Annotated in this window: 15 protein-coding genes; 10 read left to right on the top strand and 5 right to left on the bottom strand. The window is 72.0% G+C overall.

All coding sequences use genetic code 11. The features are described from left to right. Positions 1-28: 28 nt before the first annotated feature. On the bottom strand, positions 29-1,207 hold the full coding sequence (locus tag ACFO0C_RS29060; protein WP_378069880.1) for an epoxide hydrolase family protein: 1,179 nt from the start codon (positions 1,205-1,207) through the stop codon (positions 29-31). Positions 1,208-1,217: 10 nt separating this feature from the next. Beyond that, positions 1,218-2,435 (bottom strand): acyl-CoA dehydrogenase family protein, encoded by a 1,218-nt coding sequence (locus tag ACFO0C_RS29055; RefSeq protein WP_378069879.1) that lies wholly within the window; start codon positions 2,433-2,435, stop codon positions 1,218-1,220. Between the two features lie 139 nt (positions 2,436-2,574). Here ACFO0C_RS29055 and ACFO0C_RS29050 point away from each other — a divergent pair, with 139 nt between their 5' ends. Together ACFO0C_RS29050 and ACFO0C_RS29045 are read left to right on the top strand one after the other, a co-directional pair. Then, on the top strand, positions 2,575-3,915 hold the full coding sequence (locus tag ACFO0C_RS29050) for an FAD-dependent oxidoreductase (RefSeq protein ID WP_378069878.1): 1,341 nt from the start codon (positions 2,575-2,577) through the stop codon (positions 3,913-3,915). Between the two features lies 1 nt (position 3,916). Next, positions 3,917-4,342 carry an SCP2 sterol-binding domain-containing protein gene (locus ACFO0C_RS29045; RefSeq protein ID WP_378069877.1) on the top strand — a complete coding sequence of 142 codons (426 nt, stop codon included), beginning with the start codon at positions 3,917-3,919 and terminating at the stop codon, positions 4,340-4,342. A gap of 52 nt (positions 4,343-4,394) precedes the next feature. Here ACFO0C_RS29045 and ACFO0C_RS29040 read toward each other — a convergent pair whose 3' ends face one another. Both ACFO0C_RS29040 and ACFO0C_RS29035 read right to left on the bottom strand, forming a co-directional pair. Beyond that, positions 4,395-6,029, bottom strand: coding sequence for an FAD-dependent oxidoreductase (locus ACFO0C_RS29040; RefSeq protein WP_378069876.1), 1,635 nt, complete (start codon positions 6,027-6,029; stop codon positions 4,395-4,397). Then, entirely contained in the window at positions 6,026-6,556 is a 531-nt protein-coding gene (locus ACFO0C_RS29035) for a DUF5987 family protein (RefSeq protein ID WP_378069927.1), read from the bottom strand. The genes ACFO0C_RS29040 and ACFO0C_RS29035 overlap by 4 nt, the downstream gene beginning before the upstream one ends. 217 nt (positions 6,557-6,773) lie before the next feature. On the opposite strand from ACFO0C_RS29035, the gene ACFO0C_RS29030 reads away from it, so the two are divergent. Beyond that, entirely contained in the window at positions 6,774-7,199 is a 426-nt protein-coding gene (locus ACFO0C_RS29030; RefSeq protein ID WP_378069875.1) for an SgcJ/EcaC family oxidoreductase, read from the top strand. Next, positions 7,196-7,999, top strand: a complete 804-nt coding sequence (locus ACFO0C_RS29025; RefSeq protein ID WP_378069874.1) for a TIGR03084 family metal-binding protein — start codon at positions 7,196-7,198, stop codon at positions 7,997-7,999. The genes ACFO0C_RS29030 and ACFO0C_RS29025 overlap by 4 nt, the downstream gene beginning before the upstream one ends. A 44-nt stretch (positions 8,000-8,043) precedes the next feature. Here ACFO0C_RS29025 and ACFO0C_RS29020 read toward each other — a convergent pair whose 3' ends face one another. Continuing rightward, on the bottom strand, positions 8,044-8,676 hold the full coding sequence (locus tag ACFO0C_RS29020) for a MerR family transcriptional regulator (RefSeq protein WP_378069873.1): 633 nt from the start codon (positions 8,674-8,676) through the stop codon (positions 8,044-8,046). 532 nt (positions 8,677-9,208) lie between these two features. Between ACFO0C_RS29020 and ACFO0C_RS29015 the strand changes: the two genes are divergently transcribed. The 6 genes from ACFO0C_RS29015 to ACFO0C_RS28990 form a co-directional block, all read left to right on the top strand. Then, complete coding sequence (locus tag ACFO0C_RS29015; RefSeq protein ID WP_378069872.1) at positions 9,209-10,213, top strand: carboxymuconolactone decarboxylase family protein; 1,005 nt, start codon at positions 9,209-9,211, stop codon at positions 10,211-10,213. Positions 10,214-10,485: 272 nt separating this feature from the next. Next, positions 10,486-11,274, top strand: a complete 789-nt coding sequence (locus ACFO0C_RS29010; protein WP_378069871.1) for a helix-turn-helix domain-containing protein — start codon at positions 10,486-10,488, stop codon at positions 11,272-11,274. 43 nt (positions 11,275-11,317) lie between these two features. Beyond that, the gene (locus ACFO0C_RS29005) at positions 11,318-12,379 is read left to right on the top strand and encodes a carboxymuconolactone decarboxylase family protein (RefSeq protein ID WP_378069870.1); all 1,062 of its coding nucleotides are present in this window, start codon (positions 11,318-11,320) and stop codon (positions 12,377-12,379) included. 2 nt (positions 12,380-12,381) lie between these two features. Beyond that, a complete protein-coding gene (locus tag ACFO0C_RS29000; RefSeq protein WP_378069869.1) occupies positions 12,382-13,371 on the top strand; it encodes a DUF1702 family protein in 990 nt (329 codons plus the stop codon). An 82-nt stretch (positions 13,372-13,453) separates the two neighbouring features. Continuing rightward, positions 13,454-14,440 (top strand): DUF1702 family protein, encoded by a 987-nt coding sequence (locus tag ACFO0C_RS28995; RefSeq protein ID WP_378069926.1) that lies wholly within the window; start codon positions 13,454-13,456, stop codon positions 14,438-14,440. Continuing rightward, positions 14,437-17,179: type I polyketide synthase (locus tag ACFO0C_RS28990; protein WP_378069868.1), on the top strand; the 2,743-nt coding region annotated here is incomplete at its 3' end. The genes ACFO0C_RS28995 and ACFO0C_RS28990, both read left to right, overlap by 4 nt.

Below are 17,179 nucleotides of genomic sequence, written 5' to 3'. Positions count from 1 at the left end.
CGCCCGGCCCTGGTGTTCGCCCCGAAGGTCAGCGGGTGGGGCTGGTGCGTAGGGCCGCGACGAAGCGGCGCAGGTCGTCGATCAGCAGGGCGGGCTGTTCCATGGCGGCGAAGTGGCCGCCCCGGTCGTGTTCGGTCCACTGGACGATGCCCGGGTACATGGCCTCGGCCAGCCGCCGGACCGGCAGGAACATCTCGTGCGGGAAGACCGAGACGGCCAGCGGCACCGTCATCGGGGGCGGCGCCTCGGCCGGCGGCGGGGCGATCGGCAGGACCGCCGAGGTCTCGTAGTAGAGCTGCGCCGACGTGCCGGCCGTCCGGGTCAGCCAGTAGATCGTCACGTCGGTGAGCATCTGGTCGCGGTCCACCGCGTCCTCGGGCAGGCCGTTGCCGCCGGTCCAGTCCCGGAACTTCTCGACGATCCAGGCCAGCTGGCCCACCGGCGAGTCGGTGAGCGCGTAGGCGAGCGTCTGCGGGCGGGTGGCCTGGAGTTTCATGTAGCCGGAGAGGTCACCGGCGGCGAAACCGGCCAGCAGGCCCAGCCGGTCCAGGTCGCCCTGGTCCAGGCCGGCCAGCGCCGCCGGGTCGTCCGGCGGCGGAGGCGTGAGCAGCAGGTTCACGTGCACGCCCAGCACCGCCTCGGGCGCCACCTGGCTGAGCACCAGCGACACCACCGAGCCGAAGTCGCCGCCCTGGGCCACGTACCGTTCGTAGCCGAGGCGGCGCATCAGCTCGGCCCAGGCCGACGCGATGCGGACCAGGTCCCAGCCGGGTTCGCGCAGCGGGCTGGAGAAGCCGTAGCCGGGCACCGACGGGATGACCAGGTGGACGGCGTCGGCGGCGTCACCGCCGTGCGCCGCCGGGTCGGTCAGCGGTTCGATCACCTTGAGGAACTCGGCGATCGAGCCGGGCCAGCCGTGGGTGAGCAGGACCGGTGTGGCGTCCGGCTCGGGCGAGCGCACGTGCAGGAAGTGCACCCGGGCGCCGTCGATCTCGGTGACGAACTGCGGGAACTTGTTGATCGCGGCCTCGGCGGCGCGCCAGTCGTAGTCGTTCTGCCAGTGGTCGGCGAGTTCCTTGAGGTAGTGCATCGGCACGCCGCGGTCCCAGCCGGCGTCCGGCAGGTCGTCGGGCCAGCGTGTGCCGGCGAGCCGCCGCTGGAGGTCGTCGAGTTCGGCCTGGGGGATGTCGATCCGGAACGGTTCCATACAGGCGCCCCTACAGGTAGAAGGTGTTGGGTTCGAGGCCGCAGAGGACACGTCCGTACAGCTCGAGGTTGGTGTCGCCGTGCATCAGGGCGTGCAGGTTGATCGCCTGGACGTCATGCTCGATGCGCTGGATCGGGGCGGAGGTGTAGATCGACGACCCGCCGCTGGCCTGGCGCAGGATCCGCACCGCCTCCAGGGCGAGCTCGCAGGCCCGTCCCAGGTCGGCGCGGGCCCGGGCACGTTCCAGGACCGTCCACTGCCCGCCGGAGGCGTTCTTGGTGTCGAGCAGCCGCGCGACCCGCTGGGCGTGGAACTCGGCGGCGTCGGCGCGCAGGGTGGCGTCGGCGACCTGGCGGTGGGTCAGCGGCGCCTCGCCCTGGCTGGAGTACGTGGTGTAGGTGATCTTGCGGTCGGGCAGGCGCTCCAGGAACACGTCGATCGCGGCGCGGGCCAGGCCGACGGCGGTGCCGACCGACGAGGCGGAAGCCGTGGGCAGCAGCGGGCCCCGGAAGATCTCCGAGTCGGCGTTCTGCTTGGAGGCGTACTGCTCCTGGAGGACGGCGGGCAGCGGCAGGATCCGGGCGGCCGGGACGAAGACGTTCTCGGCGACGGTGGTGACACTGCCGGAGGCACGCAGGCCGCTGGTGTGCCAGTCGTCGACGATGCCCAGGTCGGCCAGCGGCGCCAGGGCCATGATCGGCAGCTGACGGCCGTCCGGGGTGGGCATCATGGCGACCAGGACCTGCCACTGGCTGTGCAGGGCGCCGCTGACGAACCCCCACCGGCCGTTGACGGTGACGCCGCCGTCGACCGGCTCGGCCAGTGCGGACGGGCTCAGCGTCCCGCACATGCGCAGGTCCGGGGTGGCGAACACCTCGTCCTGCACCTCGTCGGGGAAGAGCCCGGCCATGAAGGTGGTGATCCAGGCGACGCCGGTGGTCCAGGCGGCCGACGCGTCGGCGCGGCCCAGCTCGGTGGCGACCGCGACCATGGTGGCGGCGTCACTCTCGTAGCCGCCGTAGCGCAGCGGCACGCGCATCCTGAACAGGCCGGCCTCGGTCAGGGCGGCCACCGACTCGTCGGCCAGCCGCCGGTCCTGATCGGCCCGGTCGGCGTGCGAGCGCAGCAGCGGCGCCAGGTCCGCGACGCGGCGCACCAGTTCCGCCTGGGTGGGTGTGCGGGTGGTTTCCACAGTGCTCCTTCGGACGTGAGGACATGGCCTTCGCATCGTCACCGCCGGTAGCGGGTGATCTCATCTCCGCGGTTGCTCCCCGCCCGGCATTTCTGGAGATGTGGGCCCGTCCGGCGTCGATCGACGATGTGGGGGCGTGTACGTCCGCGCAGCCTGATGACCGAAGGAGTCCACGATGGTGGTGAGAGAAGTGGGTGGCCGGGCGATCGTGCTCGGCGGGAGCATGGCGGGTCTGCTGGCCGCGCGGGTGCTGTCCGACCACTACGCAGAGGTGCTCGTCCTCGACCGTGACGACCTGCTCGGCAGCACCGGTCCGCGGCGGGGGACGCCGCAGGCGGTGCACGCCCATGCGTTGCTGGCCCGGGGCGAGCAGATCCTCAACGAGCTGTTCCCCGGGTTCACCGCCGAGGTGGAGGCTTCCGGGGTCCCGTGCACCGACATGGGGCAGCTGCACTGGTACCTCGACGGCGAACGGCTCGCGTCGGTGCGCACCGGGCTCGTCGTGGTCAACGCGACCCGTACCGACCTGGAGCAGCACGTCCGGGACCGGGTCGCCGCGATCGCGAACATCGGGTTCGTCGCCGGTGTCGAGATCCTCAGCCCGGTCACCGACCCGGAGCGGACCCGTGTCACCGGGGTCCGGGTGCACCACACCGCGGCCGGGACGCAGCAGACCTACGCGGCGGATCTCGTCGTCGACACCACCGGCCGGGGCTCGCGCATGCCGGTGTGGCTGCGCGAACTCGGTTACGACCGGCCCGCCGAGGAGCGGGTGAAGATCAACCTGTCCTACTCGTCGTGCTTCTTCCGGCTGCCGGTCAGCCCGCTCGAGGACAGCCTGTCGATCATTCCGCTCGGTACGCCCAACTACCCCACAGGCGCATTCATGGGCCGGGTCAAGGGCGACCGGCACTCGCTGTCGTTGACCCGGATGCTCGGTGCCCCGCCGCCGGCCACCATCGAGGAGTTCCGTGCCGCGGCCAAGGAGCTGTGCACCGACCGGATCTACGAGGCGATCAAGGACGCCGAGCCGGAGGGCCCGCCCGCGGTGATCCGGTTCCCGGCCAGTGTGCGCCGCCGCTACGAAGCCCTGGACCGTTTCCCCGAGCGGATGGTCGTCCTCGGCGACGGGCTGTGCAGCTTCAACCCGATCTACGGGCAGGGCATGACGGTGGCCGCCCTGGAGGCGATGGCGTTGCGGGCGATGCTGGCCGAGGGGGAGCCGCCGGTGCCGCAACGGTTCCACGAGGCGGCGGCCCGGATCATCGACGTGCCGTGGGGGATCGCGGCCGGTGGTGACCTGGCCTGGCCCGAGGTGGAGGGTGAGCGGACGCCGGAGATCGAGGCGGCCAACGCGTACATGGGCCGGTTGCAGTCGGCGGCCCGGTTCGACGCCCGGATCACCGAGACGTTCATGCGGGTGGCCGGCCTGATCGACCCGCCGGACGCGCTGTTCGCCCCGGAGATCGCCGCACTCGTCGACAAGTTCGCTCCGGCCGAGCCGACGGTGGTCTGAGATGCTGGATCAGGCCGCCTTCGCGGCGTGGGTGCGCGGCGCGTCGTACGACGAACTCGACCTGCTGCTGCGGGGCGAGCGGCGCCGCGAGACGCTGGACGCCCTCTTCGCGGGCATGCCGGAGACGTTCCGGGCGGACCGGGCCGGTGATCTGAGCGCGGTGGTGCACTGGCACGTGCACGGCCCGGCCGAGGGTGCCGAGGACGTCTACCAGGTGGTCATCGGCGACGGCCGGTGCGCCACCGGCCCGGTCGGCGACCAGGTGCCGCGGCTGACGCTGCGCCTGGACGCGGTGAATTTCGTGCGGATGGCCACCGGTAACGCGGCCGCGTGGACGCTGTTCCTGCGGGGCAAGCTGAAGGCTCGCGGCGACCTGGGGCTGACCAGGACGTTCCCGACCCTGTTCGACGTGCCGTCACCGGCCTGACGCGGACACACGAGAGGCCCGCCACCGGTGTGGCGGGCCTCTTTGCCGCGTCCTAACCGACGGTCAGTGGGCGGCGGCTGGTCGCGGCGTGCGCCGGGGGAGCGGAGACGTACCGGACGTCCACGCCCCGGGCCGCCGCCGCCTCGACGATGCCGGGGACCGCGCGTTCGGCCAGCGCCGCGATGGTGAAAGCCGGGTTGACGGTGAGACCGGCCGGTACCGCGGAACCGTCGGTGACGAAGATGCCCGGGTGACCGCGCAGTTCGTGCCGGTCGTCCAGGGCGGACAGTTCCGGGTCGTCGCCGATCCGGCAGGACGACAACGGGTGCACCGTGTACGCCCCGATCACGTCGTTGGTCCACGGCATGACCCGGGCCAGCCCGTCGCGTTCGAGGATGTCGCGGCAGTCGGCGTCGGCGGCCGCCCAGCCGGACAGCGTGTTCGCGGTCGGCCGGTACCGCAGGCCGCCCCGGCTGAGCATCTGCTGCGAGATCCGGTCGGCGTTGCCGGTCGCCGGCGGTGGCCCGAACACGCCCTCGTTGTCGTCCTCGCTCATCACGAAGATGGTCAGCCAGGACTGCCAGCGTTTCAGGATCTCCTTCTTGTCCAGCCCGAACCAGCTGGGACCGGTGGCGTCCGGCGCCTGGGCCAGGATGGTCCCGAAACCGGGCGGGAAGTAGAGCTGCTCCAGCGAGTACCGGCTGAACTCGGGCAGGTCGCCGTCGAGCCGGTCCCAGCTGGCGCAGGTCGGGCCCTTGCCGATCTGGTAGGCCTCGTAGGCACGCCCGTCGGCCCGGCTGAGTCCCAGCACCTCCCGTACCCGGTCCTCGTTCATGATCGCCGTGTTCAGCCGCTCGCCGTTACCGGAGAAGTTGCGCCCGACCGCGGTCGGCATCTCCCCGAGGGTGGCCTCCGAGCGCTGCAGGATGACCGGGCTGGCGGCCGCGCCGGCGGCGACGATCACGATCGGCGCCTCGATGGTGCCGGTGCCGGTGACGATCCGGTAGTCGACCTCGTCCACGGTGTTGAAGTGCACCCGGTAGCCGCCGTCGGAGGTCCGCGACAGGTACTGGACCTCGTGCAGCGGCCGGATCTCCGCGCCGTGCGCCACCGCGGCCGGGATGTAGTTGAGCAGCAGCGACCGCTTGGCGTCGAACCGGCACCCGGACATCATCCAGTTGCAGTTGGTGCAGGCGGCCCGGTCGATCGCGGCGGGCACCGGGTTCGCCGTGCGCCCGGCGTGCGAGCAGGCCGCGGCCCACAGCCCGCCGGAGAACGTGACGTCGTCCCAGTCGTTGCGGGTGATCGGCAGCGACTCGGCGACCATGTCGTACCACGGGTCGAGGTGGGCCCGGTCGACCGCCCGGGGCCACAGCCGGCGGCCGACGCTGCCGTGCCGGTCGAAGGTGAAGCGGGGTGCCCGCGGCATGGCGGCGAAGTAGACGACGCTGCCGCCGCCGACGCAGTTGCCGCCGAGCACGTTCATGCCATCGCCCATGGTGAACTCGAAGGCGCGGGTGCTGGCGCTGCCGAACTTGAAGTCGTGGCCGAAGTCCTCGGCGGTCAGCCACGGGCCGCGTTCCAGGACCACCACACGGGCGCCGCCGGCGGCCAGCCGGTAGGCGGGTATCGACCCGCCGAAGCCGCTGCCGATGACGACGACGTCGACCTTTCCGGTATCGGTCATTCCGGGTCTCCTGTCGCGGTGGTGTGCGGATGGGGCCGGGCGAGGACGCGGCGGTAGGAGAAGTCGGGGAACCGCCAGAGGCCGTCGTCGTCCGGCCGGGTGAAGCCGGCCTGCAGCAGCCCGGGGTGCCCGCCGGCCATCGCGTCGACGGTGTGGTCGGCGGCGCCGGTGTCCCAGGCCATGGCGCTGAACATGGCCAGCGCCACCCACATCTCCTGCTCCGGGTGCTCCGGCGCGGTCAGCGCGGCGACGAGCGCGGTCCGATGGCCGAACGGCAGCGCCACCAGTGGCGGCACGGCCGGGTCGAGGTCCAGCGAGTGGAGTTTCGCGTACGCCACGGCATGATCGCCGAGCGCGATGGTGAGTGTGTCGAGCATTCCGGCGATCCCGCCCTCGACGGAGACCATCAGGTCCACCGCCCCGGAGGTGACCGCTCCTCCTCCGGTGGCCGCGCCGGCCACCGCCCGATCCTCCGGGCCGCGTCGCTCGCCCGGGATGATGGTGTCCGCGAACGCTTCGAGGATCATCACCTGTTCCGCGTTCAGTTCTACAGCGATGTCGAGCACCGCGTCGCCCCTTTCGTCCGAAATGGAGTGCGCGATTCATCGTCGATCGCGGGCCGGGGCCGGTGCATCTTCCCGGTTGCGGCCGTCCGGGCTGCCGCACGCTGGAAGACGCCCGCTCTCCCTGGCCGCGGCCAAGATGAACCTCGATCGTTCCATCGAGGTGCTGAGGAGAAGTGGCATGACGACGACCACGAAGCCCGAGCCCGAGGCCGGGGAGCAGGCCGAGCTGGCCGCGGTGTCCCGCCGCATGGTCGAGGCCTGGGCCGCCCACGACGCGGACGCGTTCGCCGACCTGTTCGCCGAGGACGGGACGCTGATCCTGCCGGGCGTCTACCAGACCGGGAAGGCCGCGATCCGCGAGTTCATGGCCGCCGCCTACGCCGGTCCCTACCGGGGCACGACGGTCACCGGCCGGCCGATCGCGGTCAAGCCGCTGGCCCCGGGCGCGGTCGCGGTGCTGACCGAGGGCGGTGTGCTGCCGCCGGGCGCGACCGAGCTGCCCGACGCCAGCGCCATCCGTGCCTCCTGGATCCTGGTCAAGCGGGACGGGCGCTGGGTGCTGGCGGTCTACCAGAACTGCCCGCGGGACGGGGCCGCGAAGTGACCGCCCCGGCGAACGTGACCGACGACCTCGACCTGGCCGCCGCCGAGGTGGACGCGATGGTCGACGGGCTGACCGCCGACGGCTGGGCGACGCCGACCCCGTCACCCGGCTGGACCGTCGCTCATCAGGTCGCCCACCTGGCGGCGACGTTCAAGCTGGCGTCGCTGGCGGCCGCCGACCCGCAGACGTTCGGTGCCATGGCGGCACGGCTGTCCCCGGACTTCGACGTCAACGTGCAGCGGGCGATGAGCCCGTACCTCGCCGAGGCGCCGGAGGTCCTGCTGTCCCGGTGGCGTGCCGAACGGGCCGCGGCGTCGGCGGCGCTGCGGGCGCTGCCGCCGGACCAGCTGGTGCCGTGGCTGGTGCGGCCCATCCCGGCGGCCACACTGGCGGCCGCCGGGATGATGGAGCTGTTCGGCCACGGGCAGGACATCGCCGACGCGCTCGGCGTCCGGCGTACGCACACCGACCGGCTGCGTCACCTGGTGACGTTCGCGGTGCGTACGTGGGATTTCGGGTACCTGGCGCGCGGGTCGGAGGCACCGGCCGCGCCGTTCCGTTTCGAGATCACCGCGCCGTCCGGCGAGGTCTGGGAGTTCGGCCCGGCCGACGCGAAGGATCGGGTGACCGGTCCGGCCGTCGACTTCTGCCTGCTGGTGACACGGCGCCGGCACCACGCTGATCTGGCGATCCGGGCAACCGGCGCGGATGCCGGGCAGTGGCTGGAGATCGCCCAGGCCTACCGCGGGCCGTCCGGCGAGGGCCGCCGTCCCGGCCAGTTCGCCACGGCGTTGCGGTAGCGGGGCGATGCCCCGGGGCTCGTGCCGCGCGATCGGTTCGCCGGTCAGCCCGGCACGGGCCCGACGCGGCGCAGCACGTGATGTTCCCGTGCCAGGCCGTGCATCGCGGCGAAAGCCTGTTCGAGCAGGAGACTCCGGGCGATCACCGCGGCCCGGTCGACGTGGTCCGGCGCGATGAGATCGCTCTCCCGGCGGGCCAGCTGATCGGCCGCGGCGACGTAACCGTCGAAGTAGTCGATCGTGCAGTCGCAGCCCAGCCTGCGCATCGCGGCCAGGGCGTGCGCCAGCCGGTCCCGGCTCGCGCCGTCGGTGCGCACCTGCCAGCCGGCGTCCTCGACGATGCGGTCCACATCGGCGTGCGCCTGGGTCATGAAGTGGGAGTCGGACGGCATGAGATTGTCCGATCCGGTGGTCACGGCGTTGAGGGTCTCCAGGAGGTCGGCCAGTGGCATCCGCTCGTCGGTGATGCCGGTGAGCAGGCGCCGCACCGAGTTGAGGTCGAGCCGGCCCTGTGCGGTCATCACCCTGATCAGTTCCAGCCGGCGCAGGTGCACCTCGCTGTAGACGGCCTGGTTGCGGCCGGTCGGCTCACCCGGCGGGAGCAGTTGCTCCCGCAGGTAGAACTTGATCGTCGCGACGGGTACGCCGGATTGTCGACTGAGATCTGAAATGCGCATGTTGCTCCCCGCAACCGACGAACGCCGCCACGTCGTCTGTAGGTGAACTTTCCTGGGGGACGACTGCAGTGTCGCCCTGCTGCCGGGACAGCGGCCCCAGCAGCCGGTGCCCGCGTGATGTGCTGCCCTGGGAGCCGGTGCCGGCCGGGAAGGCGCTCATGGTGTGCTGTCGGCCGGCTGCCCGGCACTGCGGCGCTGAGGTGGCGTGGCGACGGAGGCGAAGGTGGGATCGGACTGCCCGTCCTTGCCGAGGACCATGCCGCGCTCACTCCCCCCAGGCTCCGAGGGCTGCCATTTCGGCGGGCGGCTGTCCCCTGTAGCCGTCGGACTGTTCGTGAGGTTATGGGAGATCGATAGGCATGGCAACCGATGAGAATGACGGGTATTCGGCCCGCTCACGGTTGACATCAGGCATCGAACACGGTCAAAAAGATCTTAATTATCTCTCGTATGCGACGGGTCCGCGCCGCAAGGACGGAGATGCGACCGGGCCTTCCCGGAACGAACCATGGAGTCGAGGAAAGGGGATTCCGTGGGCTCCTTGTTCGTGCGCGGCGCCCGTGCTTTGGCGCTGCGTCACATCCGCCGGCTGACCCCGGTGACCGACCGCGGGGCGCCGGATCGGGTGTCCCGGATCTACCGCCAGATGGAGTCGGAGTTCGGCATGTTCGCGCCACCGGTGGCGCTGCACGCGGCGTCGCCGGAGGTGCTCGAAGCGGTCTGGCTGGTGCTGCGCGAGACGCTGGTGGCGGGTGATCCGGCCGACCGGCGGGCGAAGGAGGCGGTGGCGGCGGCCGTGTCGGCGCGCAACTCGTGCCCGTACTGCGTCGAGGTGCACGGCGCCGCGCTGACCGGACTGGGCCCGGGACGCAACGGCGACGACGACCCGCGGATCGCGGCCGCGCGCCGCTGGGCCGTGGGGGAGGGGCCGTCACCGTTCCCGCCTGCCGTGACCGTGACACAGATCGGTGTCGTGGTCGCGTTCCACCACATCAACCGCATGGTGAACCTGTTCCTGGCCGAGTCGCCGCTGGCTCCGATGCCGCCCGGTGCCTGGCCGGTGGGCCGCCGGGTGGCTCCGCTGCTGCTCGGGCGCCTGGCCAGGGCCGGGGCGACCCCGGGAGCAGCGGTGGGCATGCTGCCGCCGCGCGAGCTGCCGGCCGACCTCGGGTGGGCCGCGCCGGTGCCGGTGATCGCGGACGCCCTGAGCCGCGGTTGCGGCGCGATCGACGAGGCGGGCGCCGCGGTGGTGCCGGAGGAGGTCCGCGAGCTCGTGCTGTGCCGGCTCGCCGACCCGGCCGAGCGCGGACCGGGCCTGAGCGCGGGACCCTGGCTGGACGAGGCGCTGCGCGGGCTGGCGGAACGGCACCGGCCGGCCGGGCGTCTCGCGCTGCTGACCGCGTTCGCGTCCTACCGGGTCACCGACTCCGACGTCGCCGGGCTGGGCAAGGCCGACGACGAGACGCTGGTCCGCTTCACCGCCTGGGCGAGCATGGCCGCCGCCCGCCGGGCCGGACGGGTCCTCGGATCGGGCTGATCCGGAGTTTATCGCCCGTACTGGAGATATACGCTATCCGTACCCGGCAGTGCCGGTATCCATTTTTACTTCATGATTGCGCTGCGTGCCTGCTCGGTGATCGAGGGTTGAAGTGCCGTTACCGGTCGGATAGCCTTGCCCATGGTCGGCGAGATCAGCGTTGATGAATGGGAAACTGAACCGCATCAGTTACTTCCGAGTTAACAAAACCGGTCGCTGAATGCTGCGCTCTTTAGTCCGATCAATGGCGGAAACAATGTTTGGGGGGTGTCATGCAAGACGTTTCCGAACGGGCCGTCCTACGTTCCATCGAAACCATGCGAGAACGAATGGGTGAGCAGCTCACGGTCGACGATCTCGCCCGTGCGGCAATGTTCAGCAAGTTCCACTTCACCCGGATGTTCCAGCGGGTGACGGGTGTCTCACCGGCGAGATTCCTCTCCGCGCTGCGTCTCCAGCGGGCCAAGGACCTGCTGGTGTCCACCACCATGAACGTGGCCGACATCAGCGTCTACGTCGGCTACAACAGCGTGGGCACCTTCAGCTCCCGCTTCAGCCGCAGCGTCGGCATGTCCCCGACCACCTACCGCCGGCGGGCCGGGTTCGCCTCGGTCATCCACTCCGGTATCGAGCGCCGCACCGGCCGCCCCTCCGGCGCCCGGATGTCGCTCCAGGTCACCGTCCCCGACTCGGACGACGACACGAACATCTTCATCGGCCTGTTCGCCGAGCGGATCCCGGAGGGCCGCCCGGTGCGCTGTGCGGTCCTGGACCGGCCCGGGCGCGTCACCTTCGACGCCGTTCCGATCGGCACGTGGTACGTGCTGGCCCAGGCCGTCCCCGCCGGTCCGGCCGCGGTGACCCGGGCCGACGTCCCGGTCTCGGTGGCCACCCACGGCCCGGTCACCGTGCACGCCGACACCGTCGTCGCCGCCGACATCGAACTGCGCCGCAGCCGGCTCCTCGATCCACCCGTCCTGCTCGCGCTGCTGGACGCACGCCAGCACGCGCTGAGCCGGATCCACCGGTCGCCGGAGCCGTACATAGCCGGCGTCGCCTGAGGATCGCGAGGTCACGATGGTTCCCGGCCGCATCGCGTCGTCAGTGCTCCAACGACAGGTCAGGCACGTCGCCGTGGTGAACCCGTCCACGGCGGGCGGACTGACCGCCCAGGTCTACCAGCAGGTCGCCGACGAGATGCGCATCGTCGTACCGCCGGCGCTGCTGCACTCGGCCAGCCCGGACGTGCTCGCCGCCTACTGGGCGATCACCCGGGAACCCCTGTTCCCGTCGGGAGAGGTCACCCGTACGGTCAAGGAAGCGGTCGCCGCCGCCGTCTCGGTGGCCAACGTCTGCCCCTACTGCGCGGACATGCACACCGTCGGTCTCTACGACCTGACCGGCGAGCGGGACGCCGAGGCGATCGCCCTGGACCGGCTCGACGAGATCGGCGACCCGGCACTGCGGGACTTCGTCGCCTGGGCCCGGGAGGCGCACCGCCCGGACGGGCCGCCGCTGCCGGCCGGCGTCACCGCCGCGCAGCGCGCCGAACTGGTCGGCGTCGTCGTCGGCTTCCACTACCTGAGCCGGATGGTGAACGTCTTCCTGTCCAACTTCCTGCTTCCGCCCGGGCTCGGCCCGCGCCCGCGCCGCCGCCTCAAACAGGGCCTCAGCCGGGTGCTGCGCCCGGTGGTCCGCGGCGACTTCGCACCCGGCCGCGCCAACCGGCTCCTCGACCCCGCGCCACCGCGCGCGGACACCGCGTGGGCGGCCGGCAGCCCGCTGATCACCGACACCGCCACCCGGTCCTTCCGGATCTTCGAGGCGGCCGGGGCGCGTTCGCTCGATCCCGCGGTACGCCGTCTCGTGCTCGGTGTCCTGGACGACTGGAACGGCGCGGACACCGGCCTGAACACCGGCTGGTCCACCGACCTGGTGGCCGGACTGCCCGCGCCGCAGCGTGCCGCGGGCCGTCTCGTCCTGCTCACCGCACTGGCCTCCTACCAGGTCGACGCCGAGGTGGTGCAGGAGTTCCGGCGGCACTTCCCGCACGACGCCACGCTGATCGACGCCGGCGCCTGGGCGAGCTTCGCCACGGCCCGCCGCATCGGCATTCGCCACGACCGCGACGGCGCGACGGTGCCGTCCCCGACGAAGGACGGCTAGAGATGCCCACGATGCTCGGAACGCTGCGCCGGCTGGCGCTGACCCCGTCGCTGGAGTCGGTCGGATTCGCCGCCCGCGGGTTCCCGGTCACCGCCACCGACGCCACGCGCCGGCTGGAGGCCATCCCGCAGGCGGTGATCTGCGGTTTCGAGTGGGGGATCGACAACCGGACGCTGTGGGACCTGGAACGCCGGCTGGAACTGGTCGAGCCGGAGATGCGCGGGTTCGCGTACGAGGGCGCGGCGATGGCCAGCACGGTCCGCGACGTGATGTCCGGCGGGCGTGGCACGCGGGCCCGCGATCTCCTGGCCGGCCCCGGCGCGCCGCACACCTTCCTCACCTACATCGGCATCGGCTTCGCGATGACCCGGCTGCCCCGGGTCACCTGGAACAAGGTGCTGCCCGACCTGACCGGCACGCCGTACTACCCGACGATGAGCTGGCTGGCCGTCGACGGCTACGGGTTCGACCTGGCCTACTTCCACACCGACCGGTACGTGCACCGCCAGGACCGGCCCGCGCCGTACGCCTGGCAGGGCCGCGCCGACTACTTCCCCCGCGCCGTGGACCAGGGGATCGGCCGCGCCCTGTGGTTCATCCACGGCGGTGTGCCGGCCGCCGCCGCGGCGGCCGTCGACGAGTTCCCGGCCGATCGGCGGCCCGACCTGTGGAGCGGGGTCGGCCTGGCGGCGACCTTCGCCGGCGGCACCGGCGCGGCCGGGCTCGCGACACTGCGGCAGCTGTCCGGCGACCACTGGCGGCACGTGGCACAGGGCGCGGTCTTCGCGGCCAAGGCCCGGGTCTGGTCCGGGTTCGAGCCGCCGCACACCGCGGTGGCCACCACCGAACTGGCCGGCCTCACCCCGGCGCGGGCGGCTCTGCTCGCCGACGACGTCGCCGCCGGTGGATTCCCGGCCGCCGGTGAACCCGACTACGAATGCTGGCGGGCCCGGATACGCGAGCAGGTCACGGCTGTTCGCCCGGTCACCTGAAAACGATTCCCCGGCAATTCTGGAGATGACGCCGGGTGATGACGCCGAGAAGATAAGTAAATACGAGATGATGGGAGCTCGCATGGGTGTCCTCGGTGGAATGCGCCGGAAGATACTGACCCCTGATGTTTCTCAGACCTCACTCGAGGTGCGCGGATTCCACGTCAAGAGCGCGGCCGCCCGAGAGCGCCTGGAAAACGTCGGCCGAACCTTTCTGGAAGGGTTCGCGCTGGCGGCCGAATCCGATCAGCCGACCGATTCCGAAACCGGTCTGGAACAAATCCGTAAAGAATTCCGGGGATTCGCGTACGAAGGCGCCGCGATGGCCCTGGCGATCCGTGACGGCCTCCCGATCGGCGGCCGCCGGCACGTCGAGCGGTTCCTCGCCGGACGCGCCGACCAGCACGTCTACATGGCCTACGTCGGCGTCGGCTGGGCGATGGCCCGGCTGCCACGCCTGTGCTGGCCCGCCCTGCACGCCCCGGACCCGCTGCTGCGCTGGCTGATCCTCGACGGGTACGGCTTCCACCAGGCCTACTTCCGGACCGCCCGGTACGTCGACGGTCAGCACCGGCACGAACGCTTCCCCTGGCCGGCCGACGGCCCCCGCTGGTACGCCGCCCGCGTCATCGACCAGGGCGTCGGCCGGGCCATGTGGTTCGTCGCCGGCACCGACGCCGAGCGCCTGCACGCCATGGTCCAGCGCTTCCCGGAGCACCGGCGTGCCGACCTCTATGCCGGCACCGGGCTGGCCGCCACCTACGCCGGAGGCGCCGACGAGGTCGAGCTCCGGTGGCTGCGCGAGGCGGCCGGACCGTACGCCGCCGATCTCGCCCAGGGCGCCTCGTTCGCCGCCGGCGCCCGGGTGCGCGCGGGACTGGTGGTGCCGCACAACGAGGTCGCCACCCGGATCTTCTGCGATCGCACGCCGGAGGAGGCGTCGGCGATCAACGACAACGCCCTGGAGGGCCTGGACCACAACGACACCCTGCCGGCGTACGAGCAGTGGCGCCTGCGCATCAAGGGCGCCTACCAGCCGTCGGTGGACCGAAAACGGGAGAAGGCATGACGAGAATCGCCGTCGTGGGCATGGCCTGCCGCTATCCGGACGCCACGTCGACGCGGGAACTGTGGGAGAACGCCCTGGCCGGGCGGCGCGCGTTCCGGCGGCTGCCGGACGTCCGGATCCGGCTCGACGACTACTGGAACGCGGACCCGGCCACCCCGGACGCCTTCTACGCCAAGCACGCCGCCGTGATCGAGGGCTACCAGTTCGACCGGGTGTCCTACAAGGTGGCCGGCAGCACCTACCGGTCCACCGACCTGACCCACTGGCTGGCCCTGGACGTGGCCGCGCACGCGCTGGCCGACGCCGGGTTCCCGCTCGGTGAGGGCCTGCCCGGCGAGCGCACCGGAGTGGTCGTCGGCAACAGCCTGACCGGCGAGTTCTCCCGGGCCAACCAGTTGCGGCTGCGGTGGCCGTACGTGCGGCGGATGGTGGCCGCCGCTCTCAAGGAGCAGGACTGGGACGACGACCAGCTGGCCGGGTTCCTGGCCGACTTCGAGACGACGTTCAAGAGCCCGTTCCCGTCGGTCGACGAGGACACTCTGGCCGGTGCGCTGTCGAACACGATCGCCGGCCGGATCTGCAACTACTTCGACCTCAAGGGTGGCGGCTACACGGTGGACGGCGCCTGTTCGTCGTCCCTGCTGTCGGTGGCCACGGCCAGCCGCGCGCTGCTCGACGGGGACGTGGACGTGGCGGTCGCCGGTGGTGTCGACCTGTCCATCGACCCGTTCGAGATCATCGGTTTCGCCAAGACCGGCGCCCTGGCCAGTGGTGAGATGCGCGTCTACGACCGGCTCTCCAACGGCTTCTGGCCGGGTGAGGGCTGCGGCATGGTGGTGCTGATGCGCGAGGACGACGCGGTCGCCGCCGGGCACCGGATCTACGCGTCGATCACCGGCTGGGGCATCTCGTCGGACGGCAAGGGCGGCATGACTCGGCCCGAGGTCAGCGGCTACCAGCTGGCGCTGCAGCGGGCCTACGAGCGGTCCGGGTTCGGGCCGGAGACGGTCCCGCTGTTCGAGGGGCACGGCACCGGCACCAAGGTCGGCGACATGACCGAGCTGAGCGCGCTGTCGGCCGCCCGCCGGGCCGCCGACCCGTCGGCGCCGCCGGCCGCGATCGGGTCGATCAAGGGCATGATCGGCCACACCAAGGCGGCCGCCGGGGTGGCCGGCATGATCAAGGCGGTGCTGGCGGTGCACCACGAGGTGCTGCCGCCCAGCATCGGGTCGGTTGACGCGCACGAGCTCCTGGACAGCCCGGACGCCGCCCTGCGACTGGTCCGCAAGGCCGAGCCGTGGCCGTCGGGTGCACCGCTGCGGGCCGGGGTCACGGCGATGGGCTTCGGCGGCATCAACACCCACATCGTGCTGGAGAACTCGCGGCCGCGCGGGCGGACCGGCCTGGACTCGCGGACCCGGGCGCTGGCCGGTTCGGCCCAGGACGCCGAGCTGCTGCTGATGGACGGCGGCACCGAGCAGGAGCTGCTGCGCCGGGTGGACCAGCTGATCGCGTTCGTGCCGTCGCTGGCCTACGGGCAGCTCGCCGACCTGGCCGCGACCCTGCACGGAGAGCTGCGCGGGCTGCCGTTGCGGGCCGCCACGGTGGTGCGGTCGCCGGAGGACGCCGTCGAGCAGCTGCGCAAGCTGCGGGACGCGCTGGTGGCCGGCGAGACCCGGCTGATCTCGGCGGACAGCCGGATCCTGATCGCCCGGGCCGGTGGCCCGGCCCGGGTCGGGTTCCTCTTCCCGGGCCAGGGTTCCGGCTCCGGGGTCAGCGGTGGAGCCTTGCGGCGGCGGTTCGCCGAGGCGGACGCCGTCTACACGGCGGCGGCGCTGCCCACCGGTGCCGACGTGGTCGCGACCGAGGTGGCCCAGCCGCGGATCGTGACCGGCTCGGTGGCGGCGTTGCGGGTGCTCGACGAGATCGGGGTGTCGGCGTCGGTGGCGGTCGGGCACAGTCTCGGCGAGATCACCGCCCTGCACTGGGCCGGCACGTTCGATGAGCAGACGCTGCTGCGGGTGGCCGCGGTGCGGGGCCGCAGCATGGCCCGGCACAGCTCGTCCGGGACGATGGCCGGCATCACCGCCTCGGCCGATGTGGTGAAGGAGCTGTTCGACGGGCTGCCGGTGGTGATCGCCGCCTACAACGGCACGTCGCAGACGGTGATCGCCGGAACCGTCGACGACGTGGCGGAGGTGTGCCGGCGGGCCCGCGATCGCGGCCTGGACGCCACCGCGCTCAAGGTGTCGCACGCGTTCCACTCGCCGCTGGTCGCCCCGGCCGTCGAGACGTTCGCCGCCGAGCTGGCCGGTGAGGAGTTCGGGCGGGTGCACCGGACGGTCGTGTCGACGGTGACCGGGGACGTGCTCGCGCCCGGTACCGACGTGACCGGGCTGCTGCGCCGGCAGATGATCGACCCGGTGCTGTTCCAGCAGGCGGTCGAGGTGGCCGCCGAGCGGGTGGACCTGTTCGTCGAGGTCGGTCCGGGCCGGGTGCTGAGCACGCTGGCCGGGCAGGTCACGAGTGTGCCGGCGCTGGCCGTGGACACCGACGCGGAGTCGCTGACCGGGTTCCTGCGGGCGGCCGCGGCGGCCTGGGCGATCGGGGCGTCCGACCTGGACCCGGGGCTGTTCCAGGGCCGTCTGGTGCGGCCGCTGGCGCTCGACGCCGAGTTCAGCTTCTTCGAGAGCCCGTGCGAGCAGGCTCCGGTTGCCGACCTGGCGGCGGTCCCGGCGA

Source organism: Actinoplanes subglobosus, assembly GCF_042650585.1.
GTDB lineage: Bacteria > Actinomycetota > Actinomycetes > Mycobacteriales > Micromonosporaceae > Actinoplanes > Actinoplanes subglobosus.
Note: the sequence above shows the minus strand (reverse complement) of the source record. Positions and strands in the feature narration are given on the sequence as shown.